General features: G+C 56.1%; 22 protein-coding genes and 1 pseudogene. 20 read left to right on the forward strand and 3 right to left on the reverse strand.

Going from position 1 to position 21911, the window contains the following annotated elements:
- The first annotated feature begins 1 nt into the window (after position 1).
- Positions 2–547, forward strand: coding sequence for a DUF6624 domain-containing protein (locus tag AC13DJ_RS06025; RefSeq protein ID WP_091706200.1), 546 nt, complete (start codon positions 2–4; stop codon positions 545–547).
- 143 nt (positions 548–690) lie between these two features.
- Here AC13DJ_RS06025 and AC13DJ_RS06030 read toward each other — a convergent pair whose 3' ends face one another.
- Positions 691–1719, reverse strand: coding sequence for an IS630 family transposase (locus AC13DJ_RS06030; protein WP_482932997.1), 1029 nt, complete (start codon positions 1717–1719; stop codon positions 691–693).
- Positions 1720–1740: 21 nt separating this feature from the next.
- On the opposite strand from AC13DJ_RS06030, the gene AC13DJ_RS06035 reads away from it, so the two are divergent.
- The 11 genes from AC13DJ_RS06035 to AC13DJ_RS06085 all read left to right on the forward strand — a co-directional run bounded on the left by AC13DJ_RS06035 (position 1741) and on the right by AC13DJ_RS06085 (position 10077).
- Complete coding sequence (locus tag AC13DJ_RS06035; protein ID WP_482932996.1) at positions 1741–2583, forward strand: hypothetical protein; 843 nt, start codon at positions 1741–1743, stop codon at positions 2581–2583.
- A gap of 247 nt (positions 2584–2830) precedes the next feature.
- Complete coding sequence (locus AC13DJ_RS06040; RefSeq protein ID WP_023008422.1) at positions 2831–3076, forward strand: VOC family protein; 246 nt, start codon at positions 2831–2833, stop codon at positions 3074–3076.
- A 262-nt stretch (positions 3077–3338) separates the two neighbouring features.
- Complete coding sequence (locus AC13DJ_RS06045; RefSeq protein ID WP_482932995.1) at positions 3339–3713, forward strand: nucleotidyl transferase AbiEii/AbiGii toxin family protein; 375 nt, start codon at positions 3339–3341, stop codon at positions 3711–3713.
- Between the two features lie 132 nt (positions 3714–3845).
- Entirely contained in the window at positions 3846–4103 is a 258-nt protein-coding gene (locus AC13DJ_RS06050; RefSeq protein WP_482932994.1) for a helix-turn-helix domain-containing protein, read from the forward strand.
- Positions 4100–4930: a type II toxin-antitoxin system HipA family toxin gene (locus tag AC13DJ_RS06055; protein ID WP_482932993.1), complete on the forward strand. Its 831-nt coding sequence runs from the start codon at positions 4100–4102 to the stop codon at positions 4928–4930. Before AC13DJ_RS06050 ends, AC13DJ_RS06055 begins: the two co-directional genes overlap by 4 nt.
- A 153-nt stretch (positions 4931–5083) precedes the next feature.
- The gene (locus AC13DJ_RS06060; protein WP_022987636.1) at positions 5084–5452 is read left to right on the forward strand and encodes a histone-like nucleoid-structuring protein, MvaT/MvaU family; all 369 of its coding nucleotides are present in this window, start codon (positions 5084–5086) and stop codon (positions 5450–5452) included.
- A gap of 198 nt (positions 5453–5650) precedes the next feature.
- A complete protein-coding gene (locus AC13DJ_RS06065; RefSeq protein ID WP_482932992.1) occupies positions 5651–6532 on the forward strand; it encodes a DUF6160 family protein in 882 nt (293 codons plus the stop codon).
- 22 nt (positions 6533–6554) lie between these two features.
- Positions 6555–6785, forward strand: coding sequence for a DUF4160 domain-containing protein (locus tag AC13DJ_RS06070; RefSeq protein WP_081697521.1), 231 nt, complete (start codon positions 6555–6557; stop codon positions 6783–6785).
- A complete protein-coding gene (locus AC13DJ_RS06075) occupies positions 6766–7008 on the forward strand; it encodes a DUF2442 domain-containing protein (protein ID WP_022987633.1) in 243 nt (80 codons plus the stop codon). The genes AC13DJ_RS06070 and AC13DJ_RS06075 overlap by 20 nt, the downstream gene beginning before the upstream one ends.
- Before the next feature lie 51 nt (positions 7009–7059).
- Positions 7060–8508 (forward strand): exodeoxyribonuclease I, encoded by a 1449-nt coding sequence (sbcB, locus tag AC13DJ_RS06080; protein WP_482932991.1) that lies wholly within the window; start codon positions 7060–7062, stop codon positions 8506–8508.
- Between the two features lie 357 nt (positions 8509–8865).
- Complete coding sequence (locus AC13DJ_RS06085) at positions 8866–10077, forward strand: argininosuccinate synthase (RefSeq protein ID WP_482932990.1); 1212 nt, start codon at positions 8866–8868, stop codon at positions 10075–10077.
- Positions 10078–10303: 226 nt separating this feature from the next.
- Here AC13DJ_RS06085 and AC13DJ_RS06090 read toward each other — a convergent pair whose 3' ends face one another.
- A complete protein-coding gene (locus AC13DJ_RS06090; RefSeq protein ID WP_273134890.1) occupies positions 10304–11275 on the reverse strand; it encodes a response regulator in 972 nt (323 codons plus the stop codon).
- A 136-nt stretch (positions 11276–11411) separates the two neighbouring features.
- On the opposite strand from AC13DJ_RS06090, the gene AC13DJ_RS06095 reads away from it, so the two are divergent.
- Together AC13DJ_RS06095 and AC13DJ_RS06100 are read left to right on the forward strand one after the other, a co-directional pair.
- On the forward strand, positions 11412–11894 hold the full coding sequence (locus tag AC13DJ_RS06095) for a YajQ family cyclic di-GMP-binding protein (protein WP_022989470.1): 483 nt from the start codon (positions 11412–11414) through the stop codon (positions 11892–11894).
- Between the two features lie 78 nt (positions 11895–11972).
- Positions 11973–13280, forward strand: coding sequence for an AmpG family muropeptide MFS transporter (locus tag AC13DJ_RS06100; protein WP_482932989.1), 1308 nt, complete (start codon positions 11973–11975; stop codon positions 13278–13280).
- A 119-nt stretch (positions 13281–13399) separates the two neighbouring features.
- On the opposite strand, the gene AC13DJ_RS06105 is transcribed toward AC13DJ_RS06100, so the two are convergent.
- A complete protein-coding gene (locus AC13DJ_RS06105) occupies positions 13400–14854 on the reverse strand; it encodes a protein adenylyltransferase SelO (protein ID WP_474544119.1) in 1455 nt (484 codons plus the stop codon).
- A gap of 115 nt (positions 14855–14969) precedes the next feature.
- Here AC13DJ_RS06105 and AC13DJ_RS06110 point away from each other — a divergent pair, with 115 nt between their 5' ends.
- From AC13DJ_RS06110 to AC13DJ_RS06135, 6 genes and pseudogenes are all read left to right on the forward strand, one after another.
- Positions 14970–15773 carry an HAD-IIB family hydrolase gene (locus AC13DJ_RS06110; protein ID WP_474541033.1) on the forward strand — a complete coding sequence of 268 codons (804 nt, stop codon included), beginning with the start codon at positions 14970–14972 and terminating at the stop codon, positions 15771–15773.
- A gap of 12 nt (positions 15774–15785) precedes the next feature.
- On the forward strand, positions 15786–17009 hold the full coding sequence (locus AC13DJ_RS06115; RefSeq protein WP_482932988.1) for a glycosyltransferase family protein: 1224 nt from the start codon (positions 15786–15788) through the stop codon (positions 17007–17009).
- Positions 17006–18751, forward strand: a complete 1746-nt coding sequence (locus tag AC13DJ_RS06120) for an alpha-amylase family glycosyl hydrolase (protein ID WP_482932987.1) — start codon at positions 17006–17008, stop codon at positions 18749–18751. Before AC13DJ_RS06115 ends, AC13DJ_RS06120 begins: the two co-directional genes overlap by 4 nt.
- A gap of 171 nt (positions 18752–18922) precedes the next feature.
- A pseudogene (locus AC13DJ_RS06125) lies at positions 18923–19111 on the forward strand (DUF4172 domain-containing protein); the annotation flags it as partial.
- 112 nt (positions 19112–19223) lie between these two features.
- Complete coding sequence (locus AC13DJ_RS06130; RefSeq protein WP_482932986.1) at positions 19224–21344, forward strand: type VI secretion system Vgr family protein; 2121 nt, start codon at positions 19224–19226, stop codon at positions 21342–21344.
- Positions 21341–21775, forward strand: a complete 435-nt coding sequence (locus AC13DJ_RS06135; protein ID WP_482932985.1) for a DUF4123 domain-containing protein — start codon at positions 21341–21343, stop codon at positions 21773–21775. The genes AC13DJ_RS06130 and AC13DJ_RS06135 overlap by 4 nt, the downstream gene beginning before the upstream one ends.
- The last annotated feature ends 136 nt before the right edge of the window (positions 21776–21911 follow it).

Consider the following 21911-nt stretch of genomic DNA (forward strand, 5'->3'; position numbering starts at 1 on the left):
CATGAATCAGAGTCTTGCGGATGAGCTGGTCATGATGCTGTTAGAAGACCAGCGATTGTTACAGCGACTCTTCGATTCCGGCGAGTTACCGTCGGATTCCTACCATCCCCGACTGAAAGCACTGCACCAGCGCAACGCCTCCCGCCTGAAGGAAATCATCAGGGCTCACTGCTGGCCTGGTATTTCCTTGGTCGGAGAGGAAGCCTCCAAAGCCGCCTGGCTGGTGGCTCAGCATTCGGTGTCCGAGGCCGGGTTCATGGCGGAATGCGTTCACTTGCTGGAGGAAGCCGTTGCGAAAGACGACGCCGAGGGTTGGCAGTTGGCGTTTCTTCAGGATCGGGTGCGGACGTTAGCCGGCGAGCCACAATATTACGGCACCCAGTTTGATGTTGATGAAAACGGGTGGCCAACACCGTTTCCCATCAAGGATCCCGCCTCGGTTAATGAGCGCCGTGCGCAACTTGGACTTGATTCCCTGGAGGAGCGTTTAGGACAAATGACTGAGCAGGAACGGAAGCGACGTGCCAACAGCCAGCACGCCAGTTAACCAAGCGCGGCACTTGGTCGCCTTCGTCTCCATTTTGCTGCGTCGCGCTCGCCGGAACACTTTTTGCGCCTGTTCGAGGTTAGAAGCTGAATGAGCGAAAGAAGATTGAGCTACATACTAATACGAAATAAAGTAAGCGAACATCATCCGAAGATATAAGCCAAGTCCGGATGACCAAAAAATGATTTCAATAGCCGTGGCAATTTCTGCAAACGGCGGAGCTGCCGGTAAACAATACTCCGAAGTTGTTCTTTGCTATTAATGATCTTTTTACCGACGTGGTGGTACTTGATGTAGCCCCAAACAGACTCATCAGGATTCAGCTCCGGTGAGTACGGTGGCAGGAAGAACAGCTTGAGTTTGCCGTCAAGACTCTCGACATACTCGCGAACGCGACGAGCATGGTGAACCGGGTGATTATCGAGGATCAGGAAAACCGGCTTGTCAGCGTCTTGCACCAGAGCCTTGAGGAAACCGAGAAACGCATCAGTGTTCATGGTGCCCTGAATCGTTTTGAAGCGAAGCTCACCGCGAGGTGAGATGGCCGAGATCAGATTGATGCTGAAGCGACTGCCCGTATTGCGGATGATCGGAGTGTCACCCTTGGGCGCCCAGGTCGTGCCACTGTGATAATCAGACCGGATACTGGCTTCATCACCGAAGTAGATGGTGGCACCGACTTTTTTGGCTTCCTTGCGGATTTCCGGGTAGGTCTCTTCTTTCCACTGCTTCACGGCCTCTGGCTTTTGCTGGTAGGCCCGATGCAGGGGTTTCTGAGGCGTCAGCCCCAGGTTTCGAAGCAGACGACCCACCGAGACATCGCTTAACCGGACGTTGAACTTTTGCCGGATAAGCTCTCGCACACGACCCCGGGTCCACAGGGCAAAATCAAACTTCAGCTGGTCCGGCGTAAACGTCGTTATCCAGGTATACAGCTCCCGGATCTGAGCGCCACTCAGTTTTTTGGGGCGACCAGAAATTTGCTTGGCCTTGAGTGCGTCAAAGCCACCCTCGCGATAAGCAGCCAGCCATTCGTAAATTCGTGCGCGGCTCATGCCAAGCGCTTTGATGACGACTTCCGGGCTCTCGCCATCCATGACTCGTTGAACGGCACGAACGCGAATGGCTTCTAATGTTTTGTGATCAAGTTTACGACCGTCATCGTGGCGCATGTGTGTAGATATCCGATAAGCTTGGCGAACGACCGCTACATTATAAATGATGTTCGCTTACTTTCGTGCCCATTAGTATACAGTTTCAAGTGTGGAGATGAGCTTGAGCACGTCGACAAACTACCTGACTATGAGCAAGCCAATATCGAACGATACATTGTACAAGTAATCAGCGATTCTTTTGTTAAACCTGCAGATGAAGACTATGTGACTGCTCGGTTACTGGCAAAAAAAGGACTGCATCGCGCTTTTTTTTGGGCTGCGTGTCAAGCGCTTGAAAAATACCTCAAGGCTTTTCTTTTAATGAGGGGTGCTTCGGTTAATCGCTTCAGAGGTCATCCGATTGCCGATTTATACGCTGAAGCGTGCTCGGTAGATGCTGAGCTCTTAACCGTTGACACGAGTTTCCATTCAGCAATTAAGATTCACCAAAACGTCTCTGAGTCCATTGAAGGGTTATCTGTAGCTGAATTTATCAATGGCATTGAAATGCAGGGAAGTCCCGACAACCGCTATAACTCGTTTGGAGTTAACTTCAACTCAGGCTATTTGTTTTCGCTTGATAGCTTTGTTTTTGGCTTGCGGCAGCGGATCGGCGTGCCCCCGATAGAAGAAACTCTCAGAAAGTTTGATCAGGATCTTGTCGAGGGATTCAACTTGTACAACCCATGGTTTGCTCCTGTGCACGTGGATCTTGCGGAAGTTCCCAATAAAGATTTCAATCTGCGCATATCTGGCTCTTTCACAACCCTGGACATTCTCACCGGTCCACATGCGCCAAATGGATCCCGATTTGTGTTGCGATGGCTCGACAAAAAAATGAAATTGCCCAGGAAAATCAGGCAGCATTTGAACAAGGGCTAATGGGCTCACAGTGATACGCGGCTAACGAGTCAAATCATACTAATGCAGATATGAGCCAGCTCCATCAGTGGCGGGGGAATGAATGGAAATTAAGTGTATTGCGGGGTTTGCGTCAATTACTAAAGATTCTGCGGCGAGTGCGTCTTTGTATGAGGGTGCGCGAGGCTTGCCGCTAGAAAAGATGGACGATTATCGTTTCATGGATACGTTCCCCGGAGCGCATCATTTCGGGGTATGACCCCTCTCTATGGCGGCCCAGTCTTGTTTTGGGCAGGAGGAATGGCCTGACCATGTTCCCGAGCCGACAGCTACAATTGAATTTGAGTTGGCGGACGCGGCTGCAGTGGACGCGGCATTGAAAGAAATGAAGGAAAGGGGTCAGGAATTCGTTCATGAAACCCGGACTGAACCCTGGGGGCAAACAGTCGCAAGGTTTATGAGCCCTGAGGGTGTGTTGGTTGGCCTGAGTTATGCGCCATGGCTTCATGAATAAGAGCTTAACCACATAGCGTTACGCCGACTGGCTTTTCAGCTGATTCTCCAAGGTTAGCCGGTTCCGCTTTGCGACAGTTTGTACCCTTTTAGGGCCTCATTGGGGGAAGCTCAGATCGTTTACTGGGAGCTTGCCAATGATAAGTTACCAACTTTATTACCATGATTTTCGAGGGGTTTTGCTCTGGGTCCTTCGAAAGTTACCAACTTTATTTATCTTTATGGTTGATTAATTACTGTAAAATTGAGCTCGGGAAGGCATTTTGTTACCAACTTTATTCCGATCCTACAGTTTTGTCTTTCAAGATTTGTTTGCGGGCAAGATGCATGCTCTTTTATTCCGGAAGTGGAATAACCGGGTGAAGGGGCGAGATTGGTATGACTTTGAGTGGTACGTTCGCCAGGGAGCTGGCTTGGGGCTTGCACATTTTGTTAAGCGTGGACTCCAGAGTGGCGATATTGCAAGCCCCTGTCTTGATGAGCGGGATTTCCGGAATTTATTGCATCAACGTATCGATTCTCTTGATGTTCGATCTGCAAAAATGGATGTGGAGCGATTTATTCCGGAACCAAGAGATTTGGATATCTGGTCGAGAGACTATTTTCATGCACTGGCGGACAGGCTGAAGTTCGCCTGATTATCAAATTCGGGGTCAGACCCCCGGTACATTTCGTCATGCCAAATGTATCGCGGGTCTGACCCCGTTTTTTATTATTGTGAATATACGCTACACTGAGGTTATAGGGTATCATTTGAGGATTATATTCACGTGGACCTTGCAGAGTTGTCCGTTCTCATCCGAACCGAGCGCAAGCGCGCCGGTCTTTCGATGCAGTCCCTGGCGGAGCTGGCGGGGGTTGATCGTACTACCTTATCCCGGCTGGAGAATCAGCGGTTGCCGGAGCTGGGCTATGCGAAACTGGAGCGTATCCTGGCGGTGCTGGGGCTGGAGTTTGCGGTAAGGCCTGCCGGTGCGTTGCCTACGCTGAATGATCTGAAGCGGGATAGAGGGCAGGGCGACGTATGAGTAGCTTGCATCGGGCTGTTGTGGAGGTTTCCGGAGAGGTTGTAGGCGATCTGGTGGCGCCGGGCCGGCCGGAGCCTGCTGTTTTTATGTATGGGGCGGAAGTGCCGGAGAGCTCGGCGGTGTCTGTGACCATGCCGGTGGCGGGGCAGGTGTATTCCTACGATGGCTTGCATCCGGTGTTTGCCCAGAATCTGCCGGAAGGTTATCTGGGCGATATCATTCGCAAGCATGTGGCCAAGCTTTATGGCTCGGGTGATCTGACCGTTCTGGCCGCCTTGGGGCGGCACCAGGTTGGGCGCGTGGTGGTTTCTGACCCTGGCGCGGAAGCGGGTAGTGAATTCGCCGATGGGGAGTCTTTGTCGTCGCTCTTGAGTGCGGATAATGCCGGGCTATTTGAGGAGCTTCTGGATAAGTATGCCCTTCGATCCGGAGTGTCCGGCGTGCAGCCAAAGGTGCTTGTGCCCGGCACGATCAGCGAGAAAACCACACTTCGAACCCGCGGTTATATTGTAAAGACCTGGGGCGATGATTATCCCCAGTTGGCGGCTAATGAATATTTCTGCATGACAGTGGCCAAAGCCTGCGGTTTACCGGTTCCGGATTTTTATTTGTCGGATAACGGGCGTTTGTTTGTTATGACCCGCTTTGACCGCGATGATTCGGGCAATTGGCTGGGTTTTGAAGATGCCTGTGTGTTGCAGGGCCTTTTGCCTGCAGACAAGTATTCTGGCAGTTATGAAAAACTGACCAAAACCATGAGGGCGTATCTTTCTCCTGAATATCGGGTTCGGGATTTGCGGTGGTTGTCTCTTTCTTTGGCGGTGTAATGGTTAATACTTATCAGGCAAGTGCGCAAGAGATCATGAAGAGTCTTTAAACAAATAACTTTGCCATATCCCCGGTTGTTTATTATTATTCCGCCCGACACATGGTCTTTATGATCTTTGTTTAAAACCCCACAGATAATAGGTTTTAATTTCATGGCAAAAATTAACGATTATTACCAGAAGAAGCAGCTGATGGAAAAGCTGGCTGCAGAGCTGGAGAAGCTGGAAAAAGATCAGGCTTTGAAATCCGAGCTGGAGTTTGAAAACAAGGTTCGTGATTTGATGAAGCAGTTCGACAAGTCTCCGAAAGACGTGCTTCAGATTCTGGCTGCGATTGATCCCACCATTGCTGGCGGCAAGGTTGAAGCGCCTGCAGGCACCCGTGCCAAGCGCCCCCTGAAAACCTACAAGAACCCGCACACCGGTGAAGTGGTTAAAACCCGTGGCGGCAACCACAAGACTCTGAACGAGTGGCGTGACAAGTACGGTAAGGAAGCGGTTCAGAGCTGGCAGGAAGCCTGATTTTAGCCTGAGTGTGAACGGCATCATGGAAGGTGTAAGTTAACCTTCGGGTAATGAGTGGATGTGATGCTGTTCACTCTTTGATTTGCTTTGTCTGAGTATAGTGAGGATTGAGGTTCGCCATAAAAACATAATAAACGGGCGACATTGAGCTGGGCGTTGAAATCGGCTCACTAAAACAATTCAGAGACACGAACTATGACAAAGTTAGCGTATGGATGCGCTGCCCTTGCCACGCTCCTGCTGGGTATTTCGCCCGTTGCTCAGGCGGAGCTTGAACCCATTTCTGACAACAGAATGGGGGAGGTTACCGGGCAGGCCTTTATGAACATCGAAAATATTCCCGGCAATGGGGTGGATTACACCCGAATGACGCTGGGCATTGATGTTGAAACCCGCGTTAATATTGATGACATTCAGGTCGGCCAGATTGATGGCGGCACTGACTTCTCCGCACAACACCTCGCGCTTGGCCATATCGCCCGCAACGACGGCGAAACCTTTAATGGCGTTACCTATAACGAAGGCGAGGCCATTCCTTTTGAAGCCCGTAAGCCCTACATTGAACTTGCTGAGGATTCTGCCGGGCTGAAGGGGTTCCGGATGGGGTTTGCGGAGGCTCGTGGGTCGGTTTCTTCTTATACTGAGAGTTTTAGTGGGGCTCTTCCGGGGCTGAAAATACGGGGTGATGACGGAAACCTCTACGATGGGGCTTTATATGCAGGAGCTGGGCTGGAAGAGACCAGTCGCCGGGCGACCTATGTTGGCTTGAAGGTTTCAGAGGGGGGTGACTGTGCTGCGCCCACTCTCTGCGCGCCTCTAACCAATCTCCGCTCAGTCATCGTTGGAGAAGACACCGGCGTCGAGGGCAACAGTGCGTTCACAGACGCCTTTTTCATTGGTTTCCAGCGTGACGATATGGATTGGCAGAGCCTGGATGGTGCGAATACCATCAATGCTGGAAAAGGCGCATTCATCAACTTGCCGGTTAACATGACGGTTGATATGAGCAAGCTGGCTGGTGAAGGCGTGGATCGCCTCCGCACCCATCAGGTCGATATGCGCAACAACCTGTTCTGACAGTTTCAAGCAAGTGGCCAGGATGCCGACATTACTTCTTCTGAATGGATTCAAATTTTTCTTTTACGCCAATGATCATCCTCCTGCCCACGTGCATGTGCTTAAAGGCGAGCGATGGGCTAAGATTGAAGTGGTTTCTTTGGCCGTCAAATACAGCACGCTGAAGAATCAGGAATTGAAAGAGTGTCTTTCGATTGTAGAGAGCCATCAGTCTGAGTTTCTGGAGAAATGGAATGCCTGGTTTCAAAGGTAAATCCGTTCACATTGATGATCGCCACCTGCACGTCGAGCTTGAGGACGGTCGGGTAATTTCCACGCCTGTGCATTGGTATCCGGAGTTAGAGAAGGCGTCTATCTCAGAAATTCGCCAGTACCGGTTTATTTGCGATGGCACAGGCATTGAGTGGCAAGCGCTGGATTACCATCTGAGTATTGAGGCTATGTTGTCTGGTAATGCCCGGCAAACTGCTGCGTGATTTTGCTACACTCCTGCCTCATCTGATTCATTGATTCGCAGGAGTCTTCCTTTGATCCGCTCTTTCTACTGGCACGACTACGAAACCTTCGGCGTAGACCCGGTGCACGACCGCCCCTCCCAGTTTGCCGGTGTGCGCACGGATGCGGATCTGAACATCATCGAAGACCCGCTGGTGATTTACTGCAAGCCAGCGGATGACTACCTGCCTTCCCCCCAGGCCTGCCTGATTACCGGCATCACCCCGCAAAAGGCGCTGCAAGACGGCTATCCGGAAGCGGAGTTTATTGCCCAGATCAACGAGGCGTTCAGCCAGCCTGGCACCTGTGCAGTGGGCTATAACAGCCTGCGCTTTGATGACGAGGTTACCCGCCACACCCTGTACCGCAACTTGCGTGATCCATACGGCCGGGAATGGCAGAACGGCAATTCTCGCTGGGACATCATCGACATGGTGCGGTTGACTTACGCTCTGCGCCCGGATGGCATCAACTGGCCGAGGAAGGAAGACGGCAGCCCCAGCTTCCGGCTGGAAGAGCTGACGGTGGCCAACGGCATTGCCCACGAGGCGGCTCACGATGCGATGTCTGATGTGTTGGCGACGATTGCCGTGGCCAAGCTGATCAAGGAAAAGCAGCCCAAGCTTTTCGACTTTGTACTCAAGCATAAAGATAAGCATTCCGCCCGCCAGATGCTGGATACGGCAACCCTGAAACCGGTGTTCCATATTTCTGCCAAGTATCCGGCCAATCGTGGTTGCTGTGCGCTGGTGGCGCCGGTGGCGGATCATCCCACCAACAAAAACCAGGTGATTGTCTACGACTTGCGCGAAGACCCGAGCGAGCTGATCAACGCCAGCCCGGAGCAGATCCGTGAGCAGGTGTTTACTTCCCAGGCGGAGCTTGGGGAGGGCGTTAGCCGGTTCCCGCTCAAGGGTGTGCAGGTCAATAAATGCCCGGTGCTGGCGCCGGCCAATATGCTGTCTACCTTATCCAAGGAACGGCTGGCGGAGCTGGAGCTGGACGGCGACGTGCTGCGCGCCAACCTTGCTAAACTCCGCAACGCCCCGGACCTGCCCGCCCGCATTGCCCAGGCCTTCGACCACCAGTTCGGCGGCAGCGACCTGACTGACCCGGACGAGCAGCTCTACGCCGGCGGCTTCATCAGCAACACCGACCGGGAGAAGCTGAACTGGCTGATCTCTGAACCGGTGGAAACGCTGGGCGAGCACGAAGTCCGCTTCGAAGACGAACGCCTGCCGGAAATGCTCTTCCGCTACCGCGCCCGCAACTACCCGGCCACCCTGGATGGTGAGGAAATGGAACGCTGGGAGCAGTTCCGCAGCCAGCGGCTGATGAGCCCGGGCAAAGGCTGGCGCTCGCTGGAGGCTTATGGGCTGGAGCTGCAGAAACTGGCGGCAGATCCGGAGCTTTCCGAGCGGAACCGGCAGATTCTGGAAGATCTGCACCTTTATGGCGAGTCTATTATTCCGTATATGTAAGGACTTTCTTGGCCACGGAATCCGCGGAAGGACACGGAAAAAAAGAATAAAAGACTTTTTTGCCACGAAAACCACGAAAAAACACGAAAGGATTAAAGGCTTTTGGGCCACGGACACTCACGGACGCTCACGGACAAAGAATAAGCTTTTTGGGGTTTTCGTCCGTGAGCGTCCGTGAGTGTCCGTGGCAAAAAAAATCAGTTGTTTTAGTCTTTAACTTTCGTGTTTTTTCGTGGTTTTCGTGGCAAATCATTTTCTTTTATCGCAGCCTTCCGTCGAATAGCCATTCCCCCGGCCATCCCGTACAATATGGCGCTTCTATTCAATACATCCATTCTGTTCAGTCTGGAGCAAAGCATGTCTGATATTAAAAAGGTGGTGCTGGCCTATTCCGGTGGCCTGGATACTTCCGTTATTGTTCGGTGGTTGCAAGACACCTACGGCTGCGAGGTGGTGACCTTCACCGCCGACATCGGCCAGGGCGAGGAAGTTGAGCCGGCGCGTGCCAAGGCGGAAGCGCTGAGCGTTAAGGAAATCTACATCGAGGACCTGCGCGAAGAGTTTGTGCGCGATTACGTGTTCCCGATGTTCCGCGCCAATACCATCTATGAGGGCGAGTACCTGCTGGGTACCTCCATTGCCCGCCCGCTGATTGCCAAGCGTCTGATCGACATTGCCAATGAAACCGGCGCCGATGCCATTTCTCACGGCGCGACCGGTAAGGGTAACGACCAGGTGCGTTTCGAGCTGGGCGCCTACGCGCTGAAGCCGGGTGTGAAGGTGATTGCTCCCTGGCGTGAGTGGGATCTGAACTCCCGCGAGAAGCTGCTGAAGTACTGCGAAGAGCGCAACATTCCGGTGGAAATGAAGAAGGGCAAGAGCCCGTACTCCATGGACGCCAACCTGCTGCACATTTCCTACGAAGGCATGAACCTGGAAGATCCCTGGTCCGAAGCCGAGGAAGAGATGTGGCGCTGGAGTGTGTCTCCGGAGGCCGCTCCCGAGAAGCCGACTTACGTTGAGCTGACCTACAGGAAGGGCGACATTGTTGCCGTTGATGGTCAGGAAATGAAGCCGCACGTGGTTCTGGAAACCCTGAACAAGCTGGCCGGCGAGAACGGTATCGGTCGCCTGGACATCGTTGAGAACCGCTACGTGGGCATGAAGTCCCGCGGCTGCTATGAAACACCGGGCGGCACCATCATGCTGCGCGCTCACCGCGCCATCGAGTCCATCACCCTGGACCGCGAAGTGGCGCACCTGAAAGACAGCCTGATGCCGCGCTATGCCGAGGTGATCTACAACGGCTACTGGTGGTCCCCGGAGCGTGAAGCCCTGCAGGCGCTGATCGACCAGACTCAGGAATACGTGAACGGTACCGTTCGCCTGAAGCTGTACAAGGGTAACGTAGACGTTGTTGGCCGGAAGTCTGAAGACTCTCTGTTCGATGAGAAGATTGCCACCTTTGAAGAAGACCAGGGTGCATACGATCAGAAGGATGCCGAAGGCTTTATCAAGCTGAATGCGCTGCGGCTGCGGATTGCTGCTGGTAAGGGGCGTAAGCTCTAAGTAATAAAAAAGCCAGCTCATATGAGCTGGCTTAAAATTATTCGGAAAGAACGAAAGTGCCTGAAAAATTCGTTGATCCTGTGGGAGAGTACCCATACGGCGGCGGAGGTACTGCACGGCTCCTCCGCCATGGGTGGATACTGCTTCATTCCACGCTGTCAGATTAAGGCCTTCCGTTCTCTCTGTCTGTTTGTGATCTGTGTCGCAGTGTTACGGTGTGTAGTTCTTATACGCCTTCCCGAATTTCCGGTGTGATTTCCACAAAGCGACGGGTTTCGTAGGCGTCTATAAGGCCTTGTATCGAGGCTTTTTCCATATCCTGTACAGACGGCGTGCCTTCTTCAGCGCTGGCGCGGCACAGGGCCATGCCGGCTTCTACGGAAATGTAGCCGGCGGTGGTTTTCAGTGCTTTGTGGTTGATGCCGTCGAAGATGCGCCGGAAGGCGGTGGGTGTGCAGTGGTCGCTGTTGGGGAAGTAAGACACGATCACGAACTGGTTGTCACCAATGCGGCACAAGGCGTCGATTGGGCGGATCAGGCTGTTCAGGCGGCGGGCGATGCCGATGGCCAGTTCGCTCATGACGCTGGGCGGGTGTTTGCGTTTCAGGTCTTGCCAGTTACGGATGCCGCACATGACGTAGGCACTGGCGCCGCCACGGGATTCGGCATGGCGCAGGATTTTCTGCAGGCGCTGGCGGGCGTACTTGGCGTTGCACAGGCCGGTTTCCATGTCGATGATGTTGCTGGATTCCAGCTCCCGGTTGTTCTCCACCAGTAAGGCGTTGGCCCGCAGCAGGGTGTTCTGGCGGTCTGCCATGCGGTCTGCAGCGAAGATGCGGGGAATCAGCTGCTTGGTCATGTCGGACTTGTAGATGAAGTCATCCACGCCTCGGTCGAAGGCTTCTGAGAGGGCTTCCACGCTTTCCCGTGCGGTCAGCAGGATCACGTAGGTGTAGTGGTTGGTTTGCTCATCCAGCTGGCGCACCTGGTCTGTGAGTTCCAGGCCGTCCATCTCTGGCATCAGCCAGTCTGCAATCAGCACGCTCACCGGGCGTTCTTCCATCAATTTCAGGGCCGCCGGGGCGTTGTTGGCGATGCGTATGTCGCGGTAACCGGCATTTCGCAAGGTTCTGCCAACCACCATACTGCTGAATTTGGCGTCGTCTACTACGAGGATGGGAAGGTCCAGGTTTGGCATCGTTTATCTACTTCTTACCAGTCCATTGTCGGGTGCGGTTCGCCTTGGCTCTTGGTATGCTTTGGCGGTTCCGGCGCAGCCGCTGTTAATCATCTCGCCACAGTATACTCTGGGTGGCCTTTGGAGAATGACGACCATGCCTTCTTTTGACATAGTTTCCGAAATTGAAATGCACGAAGTAACCAACGCGGTGGACCAGGCCAAGCGTGATCTGGGCAACCGTTGGGACTTCAAGAATGTAGACGCGAATATCGAGCTGGAAGACAAGCGGATTACCGTGAGCGCCGAGCAGGAATTCCAGCTGGAGCAGCTGATTGATCTGCTGCGGATGGCCTTCGCCAAGCGCAATATCGACGCCCGGGCCCTGGCGGAAGATGGCGAGAGCAAGGCCGGCAAGCTGGTGAAGCAGCACTTTGCCCTGAAGCAGGGTATTGAAACCGATATGGCCAAGAAGATCGTGAAGATGATCAAAGACCAGAAGATGAAGGTTCAGGCCAGCATTCAGGGTGACAAGGTGCGGGTAACCGGCAAGAAGCGGGACGACCTGCAGGAAGCCATTGCCATGCTGCGCGAGGCGGAGCTGGATATCCCGCTGCAATTCAATAACTTCCGCGACTGATCCGGAGATTTCACTATCGTACCCGGCACCCGCCTTGCCCTGCTGAAAGACGCCCTGTACACCTACACCCGCTGGCAGGTGATTGCCATGCTGTTTCTGGGGTTTTCAGCGGGGCTGCCGTTTTTGCTGGTGTTTTCCACCCTCAATGCGCGGCTGGCGGATGTGGGGGTGCAGACTGCCACCATCGGCTTCTTCAGCTGGCTGGGCATTACCTATTCCATCAAGGTGTTCTGGGCCCCGGTGGTGGACCGGCTGAAGCTGCCGGTGCTGAACCGGCTGTTCGGCAAGCGCCGGAGCTGGATTCTGCTGGCCCAGGCGGGCATTGCCACCGGCCTGTACCTGATGGCGGCGGTGGACCCCCTTTCTGCCCCGGAAACCCTCGCCCTGTGCGGGTTGTTGGTGGCGTTTTCCTCGGCCACGCAGGATGTGGCCATTGATGCCTACCGTATTGAAATCGCGGAAGAGCGGCTGCAGGCGGCGCTGGCGGCGACCTATATTTTCGGGTACCGGCTGGCCTTGCTGGTGGCTGGTGCCGGGGCTTTGTACCTGGCGGAGTTCTGGTCCTGGCAGGTGTCTTACCAGGTGATGGCGGCGCTGGTGGGTGTGGGCGTGCTGACGGTGCTGGTGGCCCGGGAGCCTGAGGTGAACCACTTTGCTGCGGCCGAAGACATTGCTGAGAAAGTTCAGGAAGAGGCTGCACGCCGTGGGCACCTGCCGCCCCGGCTGGCGAAGCTGGCGGGCTGGTTCTACGCCGCCGTGGCCGGGCCCTTTTTGGACTTCTTCCGGCGCTATAAAGAACTGGCTATTGTGATTCTGGTGCTGGTGGCGGTGTACCGGATTTCAGACATTGCCATGGGGGTGATGGCCAATCCTTTCTACCTGGATTTCATGGGGTTCAGCAAAACCCAGGTGGCCGATGTGACCAAGGTGTTCGGCTTCTTTATGACCATTCTCGGCTCCATGGTTGGCGGGGTGCTGGTGGTGCGCTACGGCGTGCGCCAGATTCTGCTGGCCGGGGCGATTATGACCGCTGCCACCAACCTGCTGTTTGTGGTGCTGGCCCAGTACCCGCCGGATATCAAGTTGCTGGCGCTGGTGGTGAGTGCCGATAACCTGAGTGGTGGGATTGCTAACGTGGCGCTGATTGCCTGGTTGTCGAGCATGACCAGTGCTTCGTTTACGGCGACCCAGTATGCGTTGTTCAGTTCGCTGATGACGTTGCCCGGGAAGTTTCTTGGCGGGTTTTCAGGGATTGTGGTGGCGGATTTCGGGTATGCGCAGTTCTTCCTGGTTGCCGGGGTGATGGGGGTGCCGGCTATTTTGTTGGTGCTTTATATTATGCGGCATGGGGCTAGGTTGGATGCGTTGGCTCCGGTTAAGGGTTGATTTGGGAGTGGGCTTAGGCAACGGGGTCAGACCCTCTCGCGGCCCTAAGGCCCAAAGACGCGAGCGGGTCTGACCCCTACGCGATCGGGTCTGACCCCTGCGTGAGTGGCTCTGACACCTTACGATGAGCAGCTGATGTTCAGGTGTTTGCCCCAGTCTGGGGGTAGGGCGGCGTAGTGTTCGTGTTCGGGTTGTTCATCGAACGGGTTTTCCAGCACTTTGATTAGTTCTTTCATGGGGGCGTAGTTGCCGTTCTGGGCTTCCATGATGACTTGCTGGGCCAGGTAGTTGCGCAGGATGTATTTGGGGTTTACCTGGCGCATGGCGTATTCCCGCTCGTCGTGGGCGCGGGTTTCTTTTTTCAGGCGGGCTTCGTAGCGTTCCAGCCATTCGTCTGCCACGCTTCTGTCTGCAAAAAGGTCACGTACCGGGGCGTTGCCATGGCGGTGCAGGTTGGAGATGCCGCGGAAGAAGCGGGTGTAGTCTACCCGGTGTTCGTGCAGCATGCTGAAGGTGTCCATGATCAGGGCCATGTCTGCGTCGTCGGTTTCTTCCAGCCCGAGCTTGGCCAGCATGTTGTGCTTGAAGCGCTGATTGTAGGCGGTTTCGTAGCTGCCGAGGCATTCGCGCACGGTGTCTTCTTCCATGATCGGCAGCAGGGCGTTGGCCAGGTAGTGGCAGTTGGTGAAGCCGATCTGCGGCTGGCGGTTGTAGGCGTAGCGGCCTTCGTGGTCGGAATGGTTGCAGACGAAGCCGGCGTCGAAGTCGTCCAAGAAGGCGTAGGGGCCGTAGTCGAAGGTGTCGCCGATGATGGACATGTTGTCGCTGTTCATCACGCCATGGCAGAAGCCGACCGCCTGCCAGTCTGCAATCAGCCGGGCGGTGCGTTCCACGACTTCGGTGAACCAGCGGGCGAGGCGTTGCGGCTCCGGCAGCTCGATCAGGTGCGGGAAGTGCAGCGAAATCACGTGCTCCAGAAGGGTTTCCACGGCCTCCGGGCCGTCATGGTAAGCGGCGAATTCGAAGTGGCCAAAGCGGATATGGCTTTTGGCGACGCGCATAAGCGCGGCGGCGGTTTCGATGGATTCACGCCGGACCGGGTCTTTGGCGCTGATCATAAACAGCGCCCGGGTGGTTGGAATGCCCAGCCCGTGCATGGCTTCCGAACACAGGTATTCCCGGATGGTGGAGCGCAACACCGCCCGGCCATCGCCAAACCGCGAATAAGGCGTGGTGCCCGCGCCTTTCAGGTGCCAGTCCCACCGGGTGCCATCCGGCGCTATAGTTTCCCACAGCAATAACCCCCGGCCATCCCCAAGCTCCGGGTTGTACATGCCGAACTGATGGCCGGTGTACTTCATGGCCACCGGGTCCATCCCCTCCAGCAATTCCGCACCTGCACCAATCCCCGCCCAGTCCTGCTCATCCTGAACATGAAACCCCAGCTGCGCCGCAAGCTTGTGGTTGAAGCACACCATCTTTGGCTGCGAAAGCGGCGTGGGCTTCACCCGGCTGTAGAAGCTGTCCGGCAGGTCCAGGTAGCGGTGTTCAACTTTGAAGGTGTCGTTGGTCATGGATTGGCCTGGTTTTTGAATCGGTCTCTAAAACGGGGTCAGACCCCCAGTACATTTGGTGCCATGAAATGTATCGGGGGTCTGACCCCCTCAGAGTGCAGAGTGGAGGTGGCGAATGCAACCACAGCTGGTGGTTTTTACCGATCTGGATGGCACTTTGCTGGACCACCACAGCTATAGCTGGCGGGCGGCATTGCCGGCGATGGAGCGGCTGGCGGCTAACGGGATTCCGCTGGTGCTGAATTCCAGCAAGACAGCGGCGGAGATGCGGGTGTTGCAGCGGGCGATGGGCCTGCGGGCGCCGTTTATTGCCGAGAACGGGGCGGCGGTGGTGATTCCGGCGGGATGTCTGAACAATCCGCACGACGAGGTGGTGCACTTTGGTGTTCCCCATAACGAGCTTATGCGCACACTTTTGGTGCAGCGGGAGACCGGCGCACGATTCCGGGGCTTTTCTGATCTGTCGGCGCGGGATCTGGCGCAGCTGACGGGGCTGAAAGAAGGTGAGGCAGCCCGGGCAAAACAGCGCCTGGCTACCGAGCCTTTGCTGTGGGGTGGAACCGACGCCGAGCTGGTGCAATTCCGCTCGGCGCTTGGGCTTGCGGGCTTGCGACTGGTGCAGGGCGGGCGCTTCTGGCATGTCATGGGAACCTTCGATAAGGCGGAGGGGGCCCGGTTCTTGCTGAGTCGTTACCAGGAGTGTTTCGGCAATGAGCCGGTGATCACCATCGCCCTGGGCGACAGCCCGAACGACCAGCGCATGCTGGAAGAGGCCGATATTCCGGTGGTGATAAGCGGGGCGAACAGTGAACAGCTGCAGTTTTCGCCCACCCGGCACGCCATGCGCTCCCTGAGACCCGGCCCCGAGGGCTGGAACGCCTGCGTACTCAACCTGCTTCTGGAGTACGGTTACCAGTAAAGGAGAGCCGCCATGGGCGACTTTTACCAGAACGGCATTGTTACCACCCTGCATAACCTTGTGCGCCGCCCGGTGGAAGACATAGAGGCCGACCTGATGCGCTTTCGCAAAGCCCGGCCGATGTCGCTGGTGCTGCCATCCCTGTACTCGGAACTCGAAGGCCCGGCGTTGCAGAATATTGTGCAGGAGCTCACCCGGGTGCCGTACCTGGACGAGGTGGTCATCGGCCTGGATCGCGCCAATGAGGACCAGTACCGACACGCGCTGGGTTACTTTTCGGACCTGCCGCAACCGTTCAAGGTGTTGTGGAACGACGGCCCGAGGCTGCGGGCGCTGGACCTGAAACTGCGGGAGCAAAACCTGGCGCCGACAGAAATGGGCAAGGGCCGGAACGTGTGGTACTGCTTCGGCTATGTGCTGGCGTCCGGCGTGAGCGAATCCGTCGCGCTGCACGATTGCGATATTCTGACCTATTCCCGGGACCTGCTCGCGCGGCTGATCTACCCGGTTGCTAACCCGGGCTTCAACTACATGTTCTGCAAGGGCTATTACGCCCGGGTAGCGGACAGCAAGATGAATGGCCGGGTCAGCCGGCTGCTGGTGACGCCGCTGATCCGCGCCCTGAAGAAAGTCTGCGGGCCTAACGATTTCCTGGATTATCTGGACAGCTACCGCTACCCGCTGGCGGGTGAGTTCTCTTTCCGCACCGATGTGATCAATGACCTGCGCATCCCCAGCGACTGGGGCCTGGAGATCGGCGTGTTGTCGGAAATGAAGCGCAACTACGCCACCAACCGCTTGTGCCAGGTGGATGTGGCGGATGTGTATGACCACAAGCACCAGGAATTGTCGCCGGAAGATGCCAGCCGGGGCTTGTCCAAGATGAGCATGGACATCGCCAAGGCGCTGTTCCGCAAGCTGGCCACCAATGGCGAGATCTTCTCCAACGAGAAATTCCGTACCATTAAGGCGAGCTATTTCCGCATCGCCCTGGATTTTGTCGAAACCTACCAGAACGACGCCATGATCAATGGACTGAGTTTTGACCGCCACAAAGAAGAAAAGGCGGTGGAACTGTTTGCCCAGAACGTGATGCGCGCCGGGGCTTACTTTCTGGATAACCCCATGGATACGCCGTTTATCCCCAGCTGGAACCGGGTGACCAGTGCTATTCCCGATATTCGTGAGCAGCTGCTGGAGGCGGTGGAGCGGGACAACGAGGAGTTCCGGCCATGAGCCAGTCACTGGAAAGCCGTCTGGTGACCATGTTGGAGGTAGTTTATCCGGCGCTGGATTGCGAGTTTCTGTCGGATCAGTTGCTGGATGCCATGGGCCTGGACCCGGAGGCCGAGCCGCCGCCCGCGCACCAGAACAACTGGAGCCAGGCGGATGTGGTGCTGATCACTTACGCCGACACGGTACAGCGCCCGGATGAAAAACCGCTGGTGACCCTGAAGCGGTTTCTGGACGACTGCCTGCGGGAGTCGGTGACGGCCGTGCACATTCTGCCGTTCTTCCCCTACAGTTCGGACGACGGCTTTGCTGTGATGGATTACCTGGCGGTGAACGAATCCCACGGCAGTTGGGATGATATCGAAGCTATCGCCCAGGATTACAAGCTGATGGCGGACCTGGTGATCAACCATATGTCTGCCCGCAGCCGCTGGTTCGAGAACTTTCGCAAGCGGGTGGGGCCGGGCAAGGATTACTTTGTTGAAGGCAATCCCAGAGACGATTTGAGCCAGGTGGTTCGGCCCCGCACCTCGCCCTTGCTGAACCCGGTGCAGACCGAGGACGGCGAACGCTATGTGTGGTGTACCTTCAGCGAAGACCAGGTGGACCTGAATTTCGCCAACCCGGAGGTGCTGATCGAATTCGCCGGTATCATTCGTTATTACCTGGAGCGGGGCGTGAAGATTTTCCGGCTGGATGCGGTGGCCTTCCTCTGGAAAGAGCCGGGTACGCCCTGTATTCACCTGCAGCAGACCCACGAGCTGATCAAGATTCTGCGGCTGCTGATTGAGCATCACACCGCAGATGCCGTGGTGATCACCGAAACCAACGTGCCCAATCGGGAGAACCTGACCTACTTCGGCAACGCCAACGAAGCCCATGCCATCTATAACTTTTCACTGCCGCCACTGCTGATCAACACCCTGGTGACCGGTAATTGCCGCCATTTGAAAACCTGGCTGATGGGCATGCCGCCGGCGCAGATGGGCACCACCTACCTGAACTTTATCGCCTCCCATGACGGCATAGGGATGCGCCCCACCGACGGGCTGCTGGACGAAGACGAGAAGCAGCGGCTGATCAATACCCTGGAGTCTTTCGGGGGCAAGGTGTCTTACCGGCGCACGGCTGATGGCCGGGATCAGCCCTATGAGCTGAACATTGCCCTGTGGGATGCCCTGAAAGGTACTGCCGAGGGTGGAGCAGACCACTGGCAGCTCCAGCGCTTTCTGTGTGCCCACACCATCATGCTGGCGCTGGAAGGTATTCCGGCTTTCTATATTCACAGCCTGCTGGCCACCGGCAACGACCTCGACCGTGTGGAACATACCGGCCGGCTTCGTTCCATCAACCGTAGCCAGTGGCAGCTGGACAGCCTGGAAGCAACGCTGGCTGATCCCCTCAGCCATCACAGCAAGGTGTACGGGGAACTCAAACGTCTGATTGCCATCCGCCGGGCCCAGCCCGCCTTCCACCCCAACGCCACCCAGTTCACCCTGCACCTGGGCCTGCAACTGTTCGGCTTCTGGCGCCAGAGCCTGCGCCGGGAACAATCCATCTTCTGCATCCACAACATCAGCGCCGAAGTGCAACAAGTGGCCCTCAGCGACATCAACCTGATCAGCACAGACCAATGGACAGACCTGCTCTCCGGCCAGCCCATCGAAGACCTCAGCGGCACGATTACCCTGAAACCTTACCAATGCCTCTGGCTGGGGGTCAGACCCCCGATACATTTGGCATGATGAAATGTATTGCGGGTCTGACCCGCTGGGGCTGAGGTAGCCGCTGAGCCGAATATGGGTTGTAATCGGCTCAGGTTCTGATCCGAATAGGCAGATTTTTTCGGCTCATGTATATCTGACAAGAACAAGACTGACCGCGTTTCACGTGGGATGAGGGTGCTCTGCGCTCCTCGGTTGCTTGATTCTGCCGGCGAGGAATTTGGGGAAGGCATCAACGCCCGGAAATACCAGTCTATGGCTAAGGTCAGCAAGGCCACGGCTACGCGGGATTTGACGGACTTAGTGGAGAAAGGTTGTATTTTTCAGTTAGCCGGGGGCGGACGCAGTACCCGCTATGCCTTGTTGCTGCACAGTGACTGATTGACCAAGCCGGTTTGTGACCGGGTTGTTTGTAATGCCGTGACGGGTGGTTATAATCGGCGCAGCTCAGGATGAGTTTGTTATAACCATTTAAACTTCAGGGACCGAAGGTATGCCCCAGGCAAGCGGATTGCAGTTCACCGCCCGTGTAGGCGAATTCCCCTCTGATCACTTTTCGGTACTTGGCTTCGCGCTGACCGAACAGCTGTCTTCCTTATTTCATGGCCGGTTAGAGCTGGCCAGTACTGACCCCGATGTAGCCGCAGCTGACATTCTGGAACAGCCGGTAGACCTGGTGGTTTGGCAGGACGGCCAGCCCCTGCGCCGATTCACCGGCGTAGTGAACGAATTTATGCGGGGCGACACCGGCCACCGCCGCACCCGCTATGAAGTGGTCATCCAGCCGCCGTTATGGCGTCTGGGCCTGATGCACAACAGCCGCATTTTCCAGGCCCAGAGCACCGACGCCATTGTGCGAACCTTGCTGGAAGAGCGGGGCATTGTGGATTCGGTGTTTGATCTGAAACGCCCGCCGGCAGAACGTGAATACTGCGTTCAGCACCGGGAAAGCGACTTGCAATTCCTGGAACGACTGGCCGCCGAAGAAGGCTGGCATTACCGCTATCAGCACGGCAGCGTGGATGGTGAAGAACAACCGGCACTGATTCTTGCCGACCACCATGGCGACGCCCCGAAACTGGACCCGGTGACCTGCAACACTAGAGCCGGCGGCAGCACCCAACAAGCCTGCGTTTTCAGCTTTGCCTATGAAGAGCGGGTACGTGCGTCCTCCGTAGCCACGAAGGACTACACCTTCAAAAACCCCGCCTATGCCCTGATGCACGAACAAAGCGCTGGCGGAGTGAATCACAGAGAAGATTATCAACACTACGACTACCCCGGCCGCTACAAGGCCGACGCCAGTGGCCAGCCCTTTACCCAGGCCAAACTGGACGCCCTGAGAAACGATGCCTCCCTGGCCAAGGGCAAAAGCAACTGCCCGGACTTCACCCCAGGCGCCAAAGTGGAATTGGAGGAACACGACAGCCAGAGCCTGAACCGGGAATGGCTGCTGACCGCCATCACCCACACCGGCAAACAGCCCCAGGCCATGGAAGAAGAGGGTGGCAGCGAACCCACCAGCTACCACAACGACTTCACCGCCATCCCGGCCGACAAAACGTGGCGGCCAGTGTGCAACCACAAGCCCATGATGGACGGCCCCCAGATGGCCATCGTCACCGGCCCGGAAGGGGAAGAGATCCACTGCGATCAGTATGGACGCGTCAAAGTCCGGTTCCCGTGGGATAGATACTCGAAAAACGATGAACAAAGCAGTGCCTGGCTACGAGTAGCCCAGGGCTGGGCTGGTGGCCAATACGGCTTCATGGCCCTGCCAAGAATCGGCCACGAAGTGATCGTCTCCTTCCTGGACGGCGACCCGGACCAGCCCATCATCACCGGAAGAACCTACCACGCCACCAACACACCGCCCTACACGTTGCCGGAACACAAAACCCGGACCACATTAAAAACCAAAACCCACAAGGGTGAGGGCAGCAACGAACTGCGCTTTGAAGACGAAGCCGGTGAAGAGCAGATCTACGTGCACGCCCAGAAAGATCTGGATCTGCTGACGGAAAACAACCGCACGGAAGTCATCAAGAACGACAGCCACCTGACGGTGGAAAACAACCGCTTCAGCCACACCAAAGGCAACAGCCACCACACCACCGAAGGCGAACACCGGGAAAGCATCGGCGCCGACTACAGCCTCACCGTCAATGGCAGCCACCACAGCAAGCAGGGCAAAAACCAACTGGTGGAAGCCGGCACCGAAATCCATCACAAGGCTGGTATGAAAATTGTGATTGAAGCCGGCGCTGAGGTAACGCTTAAAGCCGGCGGCAGCTTTGTGAAGGTGGACCCGAGTGGGGTGACGATTTCCGGGCCGCTGGTGCGGATGAACTCCGGGGGTGGGCCTGGGAGTGGTAGTGGGGTTGGGGTCACGGGGCCGTTGTTGCCTGAGAGTTTGAACGAATTAACGGCCAACGATGAACCTGTGCAGGTGGCGGAAACCGGCACCAGAGCGACAGCGGGGCCTTCTGCAGCCTCGGTGCCTGCGTTGAAATCCGCAGCTAAAAAGGATGTTGCTCTTGTGAAGCAATGCGGCCGCCAACCAGATGGTACTTGTGCCATGGACGCCTGTGCATGTGAGGGAGACATTGCATGATGAGCCTGGATGAGAAGACCATTGAGCGAGCATGGCTACTGATTGATGGTGCGGTATTTGATACTCCCAGATTCATCTATGAATACGATGATCAGCCGGAACTCGAATACCTGTACCTTGGCACGCCCCATGAGTCGGTCATCGAGGTGAGCCCCTGCCTTGTAAAGCCTTCGCCATCATCGCGAATATGGTCAGAGCAGGTAAGGTGGCAGGACCATGCCGTTGTCCTGATGGCAGACGAGATCCTGTCCGTATTGGCCGATCATTTGCGGAGCCTGTTGAGCGTCAAGTTGCCTGATGGTGGCTATTCCTATCTCAGGTTCTATTCCCCAAAGCAGCTGGTCAGGTTGATGGGAGCGTTCAGTGATCTGGAGCGAGACCAATTCAGTGGCCCGATTACAGACTGGCTGGCTTTCCAAACTGATGCCTGAATCAGTGACTTCGCTCGCCAATATACCCGTCAAGCCCACCTCTGCGCCAACAAGAGGCGATAACTGGGTGAGATTCTGACTTTGAGGTCAGGAAGCAAAGAGCGGGAGCAACCGATGGCCCGAGATTGGTTGATAA

The sequence above is a fragment of the Marinobacter sp. L-46 genome (assembly GCF_056859535.1).